Origin of the sequence: Streptomyces durbertensis (assembly GCF_014156695.1) — a bacterium.
GTDB classification, from domain to species: domain Bacteria; phylum Actinomycetota; class Actinomycetes; order Streptomycetales; family Streptomycetaceae; genus Streptomyces; species Streptomyces durbertensis.
The window spans coordinates 1-12664 of sequence record NZ_WMLF01000128.1 but is presented as its reverse complement, the minus strand read 5'-3'; the positions used below and the strand labels follow the sequence as shown (position 1 = coordinate 12664).

The 12664-nt window shown below is 71.8% G+C and carries 11 protein-coding genes and 1 pseudogene; 3 read left to right on the top strand and 9 right to left on the bottom strand.

Going from position 1 to position 12664, the window contains the following annotated elements:
* Nucleotides 1-755: pseudogene (locus tag GL263_RS28375) on the top strand (serine/threonine protein kinase); the annotation flags it as partial.
* A 42-nt stretch (nucleotides 756-797) separates the two neighbouring features.
* Here GL263_RS28375 and GL263_RS11310 read toward each other — a convergent pair.
* Entirely contained in the window at nucleotides 798-1373 is a 576-nt protein-coding gene (locus GL263_RS11310) for a dienelactone hydrolase family protein (protein ID WP_182855497.1), read from the bottom strand.
* A 110-nt stretch (nucleotides 1374-1483) separates the two neighbouring features.
* Between GL263_RS11310 and GL263_RS11305 the strand changes: the two genes are divergently transcribed.
* A complete protein-coding gene (locus GL263_RS11305) occupies nucleotides 1484-2536 on the top strand; it encodes a mechanosensitive ion channel family protein (RefSeq protein ID WP_182855496.1) in 1053 nt (350 codons plus the stop codon).
* Between the two features lie 76 nt (nucleotides 2537-2612).
* Here the strand turns inward: GL263_RS11305 and GL263_RS11300 are convergent, their stop codons facing one another.
* The 3 genes from GL263_RS11300 to GL263_RS11290 all read right to left on the bottom strand — a co-directional run bounded on the left by GL263_RS11300 (nucleotide 2613) and on the right by GL263_RS11290 (nucleotide 5089).
* Nucleotides 2613-3563 (bottom strand): RluA family pseudouridine synthase, encoded by a 951-nt coding sequence (locus GL263_RS11300; protein ID WP_182855499.1) that lies wholly within the window; start codon nucleotides 3561-3563, stop codon nucleotides 2613-2615.
* An 85-nt stretch (nucleotides 3564-3648) separates the two neighbouring features.
* A complete protein-coding gene (gene lspA, locus GL263_RS11295) occupies nucleotides 3649-4194 on the bottom strand; it encodes a signal peptidase II (protein ID WP_323379348.1) in 546 nt (181 codons plus the stop codon).
* A gap of 85 nt (nucleotides 4195-4279) precedes the next feature.
* Nucleotides 4280-5089, bottom strand: a complete 810-nt coding sequence (locus GL263_RS11290) for a TraR/DksA family transcriptional regulator (RefSeq protein ID WP_182855495.1) — start codon at nucleotides 5087-5089, stop codon at nucleotides 4280-4282.
* A 486-nt stretch (nucleotides 5090-5575) separates the two neighbouring features.
* Between GL263_RS11290 and ileS the strand changes: the two genes are divergently transcribed.
* Nucleotides 5576-8749, top strand: coding sequence for an isoleucine--tRNA ligase (gene ileS / locus GL263_RS11285; RefSeq protein WP_182855494.1), 3174 nt, complete (start codon nucleotides 5576-5578; stop codon nucleotides 8747-8749).
* Between the two features lie 166 nt (nucleotides 8750-8915).
* Here the strand turns inward: ileS and GL263_RS11280 are convergent, their stop codons facing one another.
* From GL263_RS11280 to pgeF, 5 genes are all read right to left on the bottom strand, one after another.
* Complete coding sequence (locus GL263_RS11280; protein ID WP_182855493.1) at nucleotides 8916-9998, bottom strand: DivIVA domain-containing protein; 1083 nt, start codon at nucleotides 9996-9998, stop codon at nucleotides 8916-8918.
* Nucleotides 9999-10047: 49 nt separating this feature from the next.
* Nucleotides 10048-10332: a YggT family protein gene (locus tag GL263_RS11275; protein WP_182855492.1), complete on the bottom strand. Its 285-nt coding sequence runs from the start codon at nucleotides 10330-10332 to the stop codon at nucleotides 10048-10050.
* 66 nt (nucleotides 10333-10398) lie between these two features.
* Nucleotides 10399-11019 carry a cell division protein SepF gene (locus GL263_RS11270; protein ID WP_143645994.1) on the bottom strand — a complete coding sequence of 207 codons (621 nt, stop codon included), beginning with the start codon at nucleotides 11017-11019 and terminating at the stop codon, nucleotides 10399-10401.
* A gap of 122 nt (nucleotides 11020-11141) precedes the next feature.
* Nucleotides 11142-11903, bottom strand: coding sequence for a YggS family pyridoxal phosphate-dependent enzyme (locus GL263_RS11265; RefSeq protein ID WP_182855491.1), 762 nt, complete (start codon nucleotides 11901-11903; stop codon nucleotides 11142-11144).
* Nucleotides 11900-12637: a peptidoglycan editing factor PgeF gene (gene pgeF / locus GL263_RS11260; RefSeq protein ID WP_182855490.1), complete on the bottom strand. Its 738-nt coding sequence runs from the start codon at nucleotides 12635-12637 to the stop codon at nucleotides 11900-11902. The genes GL263_RS11265 and pgeF overlap by 4 nt, the downstream gene beginning before the upstream one ends.
* Nucleotides 12638-12664: the final 27 nt, after the last annotated feature.

The following is a 12664-nucleotide window of genomic DNA, read 5'->3' as shown; positions in this document are numbered from 1 at the left end:
CCCCCACCGAGTTGGCCACGCCGCGGCCCGGCCGGACCGCCGACCTGCCGACGCGCACGGTCACGCCGCCGGCGAGGCGGCGCGGACGGGTGGCGGTGGTGTCCGCGGTGGTCGCCGGCGTGCTGGTGCTGGCCGGCGGGGCGGGAGCCGGGGTGCTGCTCGCCCGCGGCGACGCCGACAACAAGGGCGGTTCCGAGTCCCCGACGGCTCTCGACCCCTCGCCCACCGGCAAGGAGTCGCCCGACGACAGCCCGACACCGGACGGCGGCGACGGCCCGGACCCCGCCGCCGAGGGCACCCCCGGCGAGGAGACCGGCATCGAGGACGGCCGTCCGAACGGCAGGCGCGACGACCACCAGGACACGAACCGCACGGAGGAGCCGCCGTCGCGGGCGGACGACCCCGGCGGCGACCCGCCGGGCGGGCCGGGCCCCGGCTGGATCGCCCAGCTCTTCTCCGAGCCGGTGTCGACGGGCACGGCCGCCCGGGACCGCCGGCTGGCGGCGGTGCGGAACTCCGTTCCGGAGGCGCGGCTGCTGCGCAGCGACGACTACGCGTCGCTGAACCCGGGCTACTGGGTGGTCTACGCACCGGGCCCGTTCGCGGACGGCCGGGCGGCGGTCCGGTGGTGCGCCGCCCGTGGGCGCACCACCGCCAACGAGTGCGTGGGGCGCTATCTGAGCGACAGCGCGGACGACAAGAAGCTGGTCTGCGATCCGCAGGGCGGCGGCTCCGGACGCTGCACCCTCCCCTGAGCCGGGCCCCGGGGCGGCCGACCCGGTGGAACGGCGTCCGGCTCAGCCCAGTTCGGCGAGGAACGCCTCGGCGGTGCGCCAGGTCGCCTCGGCTGCCTCGGCGTCCCAGTCGGGGAGTGAGCTGTCGGTGTACAGGTGGCCGGCGCCGGCGTAGCGGTGCACCTCGACCTCGGCGCCCGCCCTGCGCATCCGCAGGTACCAGGCGTTCAGCCAGTCGTGCGGCTCGAACGGGTCGGGGTCGGCCACGTGCAACTGCACGGGCAGCTCGTCCACCGACACCGCCTCGTGGATGTCGGAGGTGCCGTGCAGCAGGAGCAGTCCGCGCGCGTGCTCGTCGGCCAGGGCGAGGTTCTGCGCGATGGAGCCGCCGAGAGAGAACCCGGCGTACACCAGGCCCTGCGGGGAGCGCGAGGCGGTGGCGGTGACCGCCCGCTTGAGGAGCTCGTCGCGGCCGATCTCCTCCTTGACCGCGAGCCCGTCCTCCACGGACTCCGTGGTCCGCCCGTCGTAGAGATCCGGGGCCAGCACGTCGTGGCCCGCCGCCCGCAGCCGTTCGGCGGCCTCCAGGACGGCCGGCCGCAGACCGTAGGCGGAGTGGAACAGTACGACGTTGGCCACGGGTGTCACTTCCTTCACAGCTTCGGCGATCGGCCGGCTTGCGGCGCGTTCACCCCCATCCTGCCAGGTACGGTCTTTGGTGCCGGTTTACCAGTGAGGAGTTCGATCAGATGGAATACGTGCTGCGGCCGACGCTGGTGTTCGGCGGCGCGCTTGTCCTCTCCTGGCTCATCGCCTGGGCTGTCGACCTGGCGCTGGTGCGGGTGAACGCGAGACACCCGGAGACCCCGATGTGGGGGCTGCTGCGCCGGATCCGGGTGCCGCTCCAGGCTCTGCTCTTCGTGGCGCTGGTGCGCAACCTCTTCGAGTACACCAAGCTGGTGAAGGACGATCAGAAGACGGTCGAGCTGTGGCTGACGCTGATTCTGATCGCCGCCTCCGCATGGCTGGTGCTGCGGGTGCTCGCCGCGGTCGTCGAGACGATCACCGTCCGCTACTCGGGCGTGGCGCAGGACCCGGCCCGGATACGCCGCGTGCGGACCCAGCTGACGCTCATCCAGCGCCTCGCCACGGCCGTGGTGACGGTGGTCGCGGTGGCCGCGATGATGCTGCAGTTCGACGCGATGAAGACGGTCGGCACCTCGATGCTCGCCTCGGCCGGTGTGCTGGGCATCGTCGCCGGTATCGCCGCGCAGTCCACGCTCGGCAACCTGTTCGCGGGGCTGTCGATCGCCTTCGGCGACATGGTCCGCATCGGTGACGTCGTGGTCGTGGACGGCGAGTGGGGCACGGTCGACGAGATCACCGTCTCCTACCTCGTGGTGCTCACCTGGGACGAGCGGCGCATCACCATGCCGGTGTCCTACTTCACCAGCAAGCCGTTCGAGAACTGGTCGCGCGGCGGCCCGCAGATGACCGGCACGGTCTTCCTCCACCTCGACCACACCACGCCGGTGGCCGAGCTGCGTGCGAAGACCGAGGAGGTCATCCGGGCCAGCGACCACTGGGACGGGCGGAACTGGGGCCTGGTCGTCACCGACTCCACGCCCTCCACGATCGAGGTCCGGGCGTCGATGACGGCCCGCACCGCCGACGACATCTGGGCGCTGCGCTGCCAAGTGCGGGAGGCTCTGGTGACGTGGCTCCAGGAGAAGCACCCGCACGCGCTCCCGAGGGTCCGGGTGGCCCGGGAGGACACGTCGCCGGAGGACAAGCGGATCTGAGGCACCACCGCCCCGGACGTGCGCCGGCCCCGCCGTGTGGCGGGGCCGGCGTCATCCTCAGCGGCGGTGGGCGCGCTCAGTGGCTGTCGGCGCGGACCGTGTCCAGGGCCTGCTGGAGGTCGTCCGGGTAGGTGCTCTCGAACTCGACCCACTCGCCGTCCGCCGGGTGCTCGAAGCCGAGCCGCACGGCGTGCAGCCACTGGCGGGTGAGCCGCAGCCGCTTGGCGAGGGTGGGGTCGGCGCCGTAGGTGGTGTCGCCGACGCAGGGGTGGCGGTGGGCCGACATGTGGACCCGGATCTGGTGGGTGCGGCCGGTCTCCAGCTTGATGTCCAGCAGGCTGGCCGCCCGGAACGCCTCGATCAGGTCGTAGTGCGTCACCGAGGGCTTGCCGTGCGCGGTGACCGCCCACTTGTAGTCGTGGGTGGGGTGGCGGCCGACGGGGGCGTCGATGGTGCCGCTCATCGGGTCGGGGTGCCCCTGGACGAGCGCGTGGTAGCGCTTGTCGACGGTGCGTTCGCGGAACTGCTGCTTGAGCCTGCTGTAGGCGCGCTCGGACTTGGCGACGACCATCAGGCCGGAGGTGCCGACGTCCAGCCGGTGCACGATGCCCTGCCGCTCTGCGGCGCCGGAGGTGGTGATGGTGTAGCCGGCGGCGGCGAGACCGCCGATGACGGTGGTACCCGTCCAGCCGGGGCTGGGGTGGGCGGCGACCCCGACGGGCTTGGAGATGACCACGATGTCGTCGTCGTCGTGGACGATCTCCATGCCCTCGACGGGCTCGGCGACGACGCTGACCGGCGTCGGCGCGCCCGGCATCTCGACCTCGATCCAGGCCCCGGCGTACACCCGGTCGGACTTCCCCGCCTCGGCGCCGTCCAGTCGGACCTTGCCCTCCGCGGCCAGTTCGGCGGCCTTCGTACGGGAGAACCCGAACATCCGGGCCAGGGCGGCGTCGACGCGCTCGCCCTCCAGGCCGTCGGGTACGGGCAGTGTTCTCACTTCGGGGGGCGACGCAGGCGCGGGGATACTCACCTGATCGAGTATGCCGGACCGCCGCCGCCCCCACGGACCCCCGTCCCCGGGGCCGCCGCCCGGTGGGCGGCGGCGGGTGTCACTTGTCGTGCACGGTCCCGTCCGGGTCGAGGCCCCGGAAGGAGAGGATCACGATCAGGATGCCGCCGCAGACGATGGCGGAGTCCGCGAGGTTGAACACCGCGAAGTGCGCCGGGGCGATGAAGTCCACCACCTCGCCGCGGAACACCCCCGGGGAACGGAAGATCCGGTCGGTGAGGTTGCCCAGCGCACCGCCGAGCAGCAGGCCGAGCGCGATCGCCCACGGCCTGCTGTACAGCTTCCGGGCGATCCGCAGGATCACCACGATGACAATCGCGGCGATCGCGGTGAACACGATCGTCAGCGCCTCGCCCATGCCGAACGCCGCGCCCGGGTTGCGCACGGCGTGGAACCGCAGCCACGTGCCGATGACCTCGATCGCCGGCTCGTGCTCCAGCTTCGCCACCACGATCAGCTTGGTGACGAGGTCGAGCACGTAGGCCAGCGCCGCCACGCCCAGCAGTATGGCGATGCGGCGCGGCCCGCGGGCGGCCGCGCCGCCCGTCTCGTCGGCACCGTCGTCGGCGCCGTCAGCACCGCGGATGGGTTTCCTGTCCGGGACTTCGTCGATGGCCTGCTCCGCCTCTGATGTCACGGGACGAGCGTACGACACGGCATGTGCGTGGCGATCAGCGGCGTTCCTGCTTCTGCTTGCAGTCCACGCACAGCGTCGCCCGGGGGAACGCCTGCATCCGGGCCTTGCCGATCGCGTTCCCGCAGCTCTCGCAGAGGCCGTAGGTGCCGGCGTCCAGACGCTCCAGCGCCCGCTCGGTCTGGTAGAGGATCTCCCGGGCGTTGCCGGCCAGCGCCAGCTCGTGCTCCCTGGTGATGTTCTTGCTCCCGGTGTCGGCCTGGTCGTCCCCGGCGCCGTCACCGGAGTCGCGCATCAGCCCGCTGAGCGCCTCCTCCAGGGCGGCGATCTCGCTGCGCCGGCGGCCGGCCTCCTCCTCGAGTTCCGTCCTGGCCTCGACGACCTCCGCGTCGGTCCACGGCTCCTCGCCGCTGCGCACGGCCAGCTCGCCGGGCGGTACCGCCGTCGCGCTGCGTGCCGGCGGTACCGCGGACGCCTGGTCGGTCGTGCTCTTCTTCGCAGCCACCTGCTCGGCTCCCGTCTGCTCCTCGGCCCTCGCGGCCGTCTTGTCCGTCGTCGCCTTCTCGGCGGTGGTCGTCCCGGCGGTGCTCTTCCCGGCCGCCGTCTTCTTCGCCGCCGTCTTCTTCGCCGCCGTCTTCTTCGCCGCCGCCTTCCTGGCGGTGGTCTTCTTGGCGGTGGTCTTCTTGGCGGTGGTCTTCTTGGCCGCCGTCTTCTCCGCGGCCGCCTTCCTCGCCGTCGCCTTCCTGGCGGCCGTCCTCTCCGTGGCCTTCTCCGCCGCCCCGGTGACGGGCTGGTCCGGCTCTTCGTCGGGTGCCGGCTTACCCTCGGCGGACCTGCTCGCAACCATGGCCGCGATCCCTTCACATATTGTGATCTTGCTCGCGAATCGTGCCGGAACGATAATTCCGCCAGAACCATCCGGCAACGGGGCACGCCGGACAGATCGCCTTCTACCTGTGACCGCCCCGAAGTCCGCGAGGGCGTTGTGCCCTGTCGCGCCGGTGGGAAACCGTTCGGCGGCGTGGCGTGAGGGCCCTTACACTGGGCGGCAGCGAAAGGCGTTGAAGGGGACGAGTAGCGTCCGAACGCGGCCAGCAGCGAACCGGGGACGGTGTGAGCCCGGCGGCCGGCGCGGACGTGAAGATCACCCCGGAGCCGCCGGAGGAAAGCCCCGCCCGCCGAGGCGGGGGCGAGTAGAACCGGCACGCTGTCCTCAATGAGAGGGCGGTGGGACCTGTCCTGCCGCCAAGGAGGGTGGTACCGCGGGAGCGCCGCCGTTCGGCGGACCTCGTCCCTCTGACGGAAGTGGTCATGTCCGCCGGAGGAACGTCAGATGAGTCCGACTCCGCTGTACCGCCAGGTGCCCGCGCAGGTCGATCTGCCAGAGCTCGAGCACGCCGTGCTGGACTTCTGGCGGGAGCAGAAGATCTTCAACCGCTCGCTCGAGCAGTCCGAGGGGCGCCCCGAGTGGGTGTTCTACGAGGGCCCGCCGACGGCGAACGGCATGCCCGGCGCGCACCACATCGAGGCGCGGGTCTTCAAGGACGTCTTCCCCCGGTTCCGCACGATGCAGGGCTACCACGTGGCCCGCAAGGCCGGCTGGGACTGCCACGGCCTGCCGGTGGAGCTGGCCGTCGAGAAGGAACTGGGCTTCAACGGCAAGAAGGACATCGAGGCCTTCGGCATCGCCGAGTTCAACGACAAGTGCCGCGAGTCCGTCACCCGGCACACCGACGCGTTCGCCCAGCTCACCGAGCGGATGGGCTACTGGGTCGACCTCGACGACGCCTACCGGACGATGGACCCGCAGTACATCGAGTCGGTCTGGTGGTCGCTCCAGCAGATCTTCGACAAGGGCCTGCTCGTGCAGGACCACCGGGTCGCCCCCTGGTGCCCGCGCTGCGGCACCGGGCTCTCCGACCACGAGCTGGCGCAGGGCTACGAGACGGTCATCGACCCGTCGGTCTACGTCCGCTTCCCGCTGACCTCCGGGCCGCTGGCCGGCGAGGCGGCCCTGCTGGTGTGGACGACCACACCCTGGACCCTGGTGTCCAACACCGCCGTCGCCACCCACCCCGAGGTGACGTACGTCGTCGCGACGGACGGCACCGAGAAGCTGGTGGTGGCCGAGCCGCTGCTGGCGAAGGCGCTGGGCGAGGGCTGGGAGGCCACCGGCGAGCGCTTCACCGGCGCCGAGATGGAGCGCTGGTCCTACCGGCGGCCGTTCGAGCTGGTGGCGGTCGAGGGCGCGCACTTCGTGGTCAACGCCGACTACGTGACCACCGAGGACGGCACCGGCCTCGTCCATCAGGCCCCGGCCTTCGGTGAGGACGACCTGAAGGTCTGCCGCGCCTACGGCCTGCCCGTCGTGAACCCGGTCCGGCCCGACGGCACGTTCGAGCCCGAGCTGGAGCTGGTGGGCGGCCAGTTCTTCAAGAAGGCCGACGAGGCGCTGGTCGCCGACCTCCAGTCGCGCGGTCTGCTCTTCCGGCACCTGGCCTACGAGCACAGCTACCCGCACTGCTGGCGCTGCCACACCGCGCTGCTGTACTACGCGCAGCCGTCCTGGTACATCCGCACCACGCAGGTCAAGGACGCGCTGCTGCGGGAGAACGAGCGCACCAACTGGTTCCCCGAGTCCGTCAAGTACGGCCGCTTCGGCGACTGGCTGAGCAACAACATCGACTGGGCGCTGTCCCGCAACCGCTACTGGGGCACGCCGCTGCCGATCTGGCGCTGCGGCGAGGACCACCTGACCTGCGTCGGCTCGCTGGCCCAGCTCTCGGAGCTCACCGGCCGCGACCAGAGCGGCCTCGACCCGCACCGGCCGTACATCGACGAGGTGACCTTCCCCTGCACCGCCGAGGGCTGCTCGCTGACGGCCGAACGGGTGTCCGAGGTGATCGACGCCTGGTACGACTCCGGCTCGATGCCGTTCGCGCAGTGGGGCTACCCGTACCGCAACAAGGAGCTGTTCGAGCAGCGCTTCCCGGCGCAGTTCATCTCCGAGGCGATCGACCAGACCCGCGGCTGGTTCTACACGCTGATGGCCGTGGGCACCCTGGTGTTCGACCGGTCGTCGTACGAGAACGTCGTCTGCCTCGGCCACATCCTGGCCGAGGACGGCCGCAAGATGTCCAAGCACCTGGGCAACATCCTGGAGCCGATCCCGCTCATGGAGCGGCACGGCGCCGACGCGGTCCGCTGGTTCATGGCCGCCGGCGGCTCGCCGTGGGCGGCGCGGCGGGTCGGCCACGGCACGATCCAGGAGGTCGTCCGCAAGACGCTGCTGACCTACTGGAACACCGTCGCCTTCCAGGCGCTGTACGCGCGCACGTCCGAGTGGGCGCCGGGCGAGGGCGACCCGGTCGTCGGCGACCGGCCGCTGCTGGACCGCTGGCTGCTGAGCGAGCTGCACGCGCTGGTCGACCAGGTCACCCGGGCCATGGAGTCCTACGACACGCAGCGCGCCGGCAAGCTGCTGTCCACCTTCGTGGACGACCTGTCCAACTGGTACGTGCGCCGCTCCCGGCGCCGCTTCTGGCAGGGCGACCCGGCGGCGCTGCGCACCCTGCACGACGTGCTGGAGACGGTGACGCGGCTGATGGCCCCGCTGGTGCCGTTCATCAGCGAGCGGGTCTGGCAGGACCTGGTGGTGCCGGTGACGCCGGGCAGCCCGGAGTCGGTGCACCTGGCCGGCTGGCCGACGGCCGACCTGTCGGCGGTCGACCCGCAGCTGTCGGCTGACATGCTGCTCGTCCGGCGGCTGGTCGAGCTGGGCCGTGCGACGCGCGCGGAGTCCGGCGTCAAGACCCGCCAGCCGCTGTCCCGGGCACTGGTCGCGGCGCAGGGCTTCGAACTGCTCGACGACGACCTGCGCAGGCAGATCGCCGAGGAGCTGAACGTCAGCCGGCTGGCCTCGCTGTCCGAGGTGGGCGGCTCGCTAGTGGACACCACCGCCAAGGCGAACTTCCGGGCGCTCGGCCGGCGGTTCGGCAAGGGTACGCAGCCGGTGGCGAGGGCCATCGCCGAGGCGGACGCGGCGGCGCTGTCCGCGGCGCTGCGCGCCGGCACCGCGTCGGTGGAGGTGGAGGGCGAGACGGTCGCGCTCTCTCCCGAGGAGGTCATCATCACCGAGACGCCGCGCGAGGGTTGGTCGGTGGCCTCGGACACCGGCGCCACCGTGGCGCTGGACCTGGAGATCACTCCGGAGCTGCGTCGGGCCGGTCTGGCGCGGGACGCGATCCGGCTGATCCAGGAGGCCCGGAAGAACTCCGGTCTGGACGTCGCCGACCGGATCGAGCTGCGCTGGCGGGCCGCCGCGGCTGACGCGTCCGGCGAGACCGGTGAGACCGGTGAGATCGCCGCGGCGATGAGCGACCACGCCTCGCTGATCGCGAACGAGGTGCTGGCCACGAGTCTCGCGGAGGGCGAGCCGGACGAGTCGTTCGGCCAGGCCTTCGAGGACGAGCAGCTCGGCCTCACCTTCTGGCTCCGCCGGGCCTGACCGCCCGTCCCGGGTCCGGTGCCGAGCGGCGCCGGGCCCGGACCGCCGGGCGGGACGTGCCGGTCCCGCCCGGCGTCCGTGAACGGCCGAGGGCCGGACCCCTGGTGGGGTCCGGCCCTTCGGATGTATGCCGACGTCCTGCCCGGACGCGCTCAGGCGCGCCGGGTCAGCTGTCGTCCTCGTCGATGAGGAAGCCCCGCATCGGCGAGGGCGCCTGGCCCATCGGCTGCGGGCCCTGCGGCCGCACCGGTGCCATGGGCTGGGTCATGGCCGGGGACATCTGCTGCTGGCCGCCGTAGGTCTGGCCGCCGCCCTGGGTGTGGTGGCCGCCGTGCCCGGCGCCGCCGCCCATCGACGGGTTGCCGCCCATGGTCTGGTGACCGCCCATCGTGCCGCCACCGCCGGAGGCGCCGGCCGAGGCCATCGACGGCGAAGCCGGCAGCGAGGGGGCCTGCGGGCTGCGCGGCGGGGCCAGCGAGTCGTCGGCCTGGCTCTCCAGCTGACGCAGCTGGCTCTCCAGGTAGGACTTCAGGCGCGTGCGGTACTCCCGCTCGAAGCCGCGCAGGTCCTCGACCTTGCGCTCCAGCGTGGCGCGGGCGGACTCCAGGGAGCCCATCGCGACGCGGTGCTTCTCCTGGGCGTCCCGCTCCAGGGCGTCGGCCTTGGCGCGGGCGTCGCGCTCCAGACCCTCGGCGCGGCTGCGGGCCTCGCCGACGATCTTGTTGGCCTCCGAGCGGGCCTCGGCGATCGCCTGGTCGGCGGTCTGCTGGGCGAGGCTGAGCACCCGGGCGGCACTGTCGTTGTTCTGCTGGGGCATCTGCGGGGCGCCCATGGGGCCGCCCGGCCCACCGGGGCCCATGTGGCCGGGACCGCCGGGGCCACCGTGCGGTCCGCCCTGCGGGCCGCCGGGTCCTGAAGGCAGCTGCGGCGCACCGGGCAGCTGGGGCGGTCCGCCCATCTGCTGCTGGCCCGGCGGCACCGGCTGCGGTCCGGATATGGCCGGCGGCACGGGGCCGCCCTGCTGCGGGCGGTCCTGCGGCTCGGGCTTGCGCATGTTCTGCTGGTTCTGCGCGGCGGCGCGGGTGGCCGCGGCCAGCTTGGCGCGCAGGTCCTCGTTCTCGCGGAGCAGGCGGGTCAGTTCGGCTTCGACCTCGTCCAGGAAGGCGTCGACCTCGTCCTCGTCGTAGCCTTCTCGCAGACGGACGGTCGTGAACTGTTTGTTCCGCACGTCCTCGGGGGTCAGCGGCATCTCTTCACCTCAACGTAGGTCATCGGCATATCGGCAAGACCGTACTCGTTCACAGACTGGCCACGATGCTGATCAGGATGTAAACGATGATCATCAGTACGAAGAAGGACAGGTCGAGCGCCACACCCCCGAAGCGCAGCGGCGGGATGAACCGCCGCAGGAGCTTGAGTGGCGGGTCGGTGACAGTGTAGGCGGCCTCGAGAACGACCACCATCGCCTTGCCGGGCTGCCATGAGCGGGCGAACATGAACACGTAGTCCATCACCAGCCGGAAGATCAGGACCACAAGAAAGCATTGCAGCGCGACGAGAACCACTTGCTGCACTGTCCCCATCGTGTGCTTCCCTCTCCCCTTGGCTGGTGTGCCCGGCCCGCTGACCGGGGCTTGTCTGGTGTTGTATCAGCTCTGGTTGAAGAACCCGCCCTCTGCGATGCGGGCCTTGTCCTCCGCCGTGACATCGACGTTAGCAGGAGACAGCAGGAAGACCTTCTGGGTCACGCGCTCGATGCTGCCGTGCAGACCGAACACCAGACCGGCCGCGAAGTCGACAAGACGCTTGGCGTCGGTGTCGTCCATCTCGGTCAGGTTCATGATCACCGGCGTGCCCTCGCGGAAGTGTTCCCCGATGGTACGGGCCTCGTTGTACGTCCTGGGGTGGAGTGTGGTGATGCGGTAGGGCTCCCGCTCGGAGACGACCTTGGGCATGATCACGGGTGCGTTCTTCTCCAGGTTGGGACGTTCAGGTGTGATGGACGACACGGGCGCGATCCTGCTGACCCGGCCCGCGTCGGGCACCAGAGCGGGAGATTGATCACGTTCGCGCTGGGCCGGCGGGTGGACCACCCGGACCGACTCCTCGGGCTCCGGATCGTGCACCTGCTGGTGGTTCTGCCGTCGGCGGTCCCGGTCCGGGTCGGGCTCGGGCTCGAACTCGTCGTCGGGGTCGTACCCCCGGCCGTCATACCCATCGTCCTCCACGAGGCCGAGGTAGACCGCCATCTTGCGCATCGCGCCGGCCATGCTCCGCTTCCTCCGCTCTGTGGTGGATCGGCTCCGTCATCGGCGACCAGGATCCACGTGACCTGCCCGTTACAGTCGGAAATGACCATATTTTCTACGGTGGTCCGACTTGCTTGGCGACGTTACCGGAGCCGGGGTCGGACTCCGAGCACCGCACTGCCGACACGTACATGTGTCGCACCGGCCGCCACGGCCTCCTCCAGATCCGAACTCATGCCCGCGGACACCATGTTCGCAGTCGGCTCAAGAGTACGCAGGCTCCGGGAGATTTCCATCAGCCGCTCGAACGCCGCCCCGGGCCGGCCGGCGAACGGCCCGGCGAGCGGCGCGACGGTCATCAGACCGGCCAGTCGCAGCCTCGGCGCGGCCCTGACCTGCTCGGCGAGTTCGAGCACCGCGTCCGGCGCGACGCCGCCGCGCCCGGCGCCCGCAGGCGCCTCCCCGCCGCCCGCCTCCTTGTCGAGGGCCACCTGCAGCAGGCAGTCCAGCTCCCGGCCCTGCCGCTGGGCGGCGCTGGAGAGCGCGGTCACCAACCGGCCCCGGTCCACCGAGTGCACGACGTCCGCGTAGTCGGTGACCGAGCGCACCTTGTTGGTCTGGAGCTGGCCGACGAAGTGCCAGGTGAGTGGGAGGTCGGAGCACTCGGCGGCCTTGGCCGCCGCCTCCTGGTCGCGGTTCTCCGCGACGTTGCGAACGCCAAGTCCGGCGAGCAGCCGCACGTCGCTCGCGGGGTAGGTCTTGGTGACGACGACGAGGGTCACCTCGGACCGGTCGCGGCCCGCCGCCGCGCAGGCGTCGCCGATGCGGCGCTCCACGGCTTCGAGGTTGGCGGCGAGTTCGTCCCGGCGGTCCTTCTCGGTGACGGGCTCCAGCGGTTCGGTCATCGGTTCGACTCCAGCCACACGTAACTGCCCAGCCGGCCGGTGACACGCTCCCGGCGGTAGGAGAAGTGGTCCTTCGACTCCAGCGTGCACGCCGGCGGGGCGGTCACGGTGCGCACCCCGAGCGTGTCGAGCTGCGCGCGCACCCCGGCCGCCACGTCGACCGCCGGCGTACCCCAGCTCGTGGTGGCGTACGCCTCCGGCACGACGGCGGCGACCTCGGCGCGCATCCGCTCCGGCACCTCGTAGCAGGCGCCGCAGACCGAGGGGCCGAGCGCGGCCTCGATACGGTCGGGCCGCGCGCCGAGCCCGACCATGGCCTCGACGGTGGCCGGGACGACCCCGGCCACCAGGCCGGGACGGCCGGCGTGGGCCGCCCCGATCACGGCGGCGACCGGGTCGGCGAGCAGTACGGGCGTGCAGTCGGCGGTCAGCACCGCGAGCGCGAGCCCGGCGCCGGCGTGCACCACGCCGTCGACCGCCGGGGTCTCCCTCTGGGGCCAGGGGCGGTCGACGACGGCGACGTCCCGGCCGTGCACCTGGTTCATCCACACCACCCGGGCCGGGTCGAGGCCGAGTGCGGCGGCGGCCCGGTCGCGGTTTCCGGCGACGGCGGCCGGCTCGTCGCCGACGGCCCCGCCGAGGTTGAGGGTCCCATAGGGAGCGGCGCTCACCCCGCCCCACCTGTCGGTGAAGGCGAAGTGCGCGCCGCCTGGTGTGCTCTGGCTGACTATCACTGTGGTGCGGGCCGGACTACTTGAGGA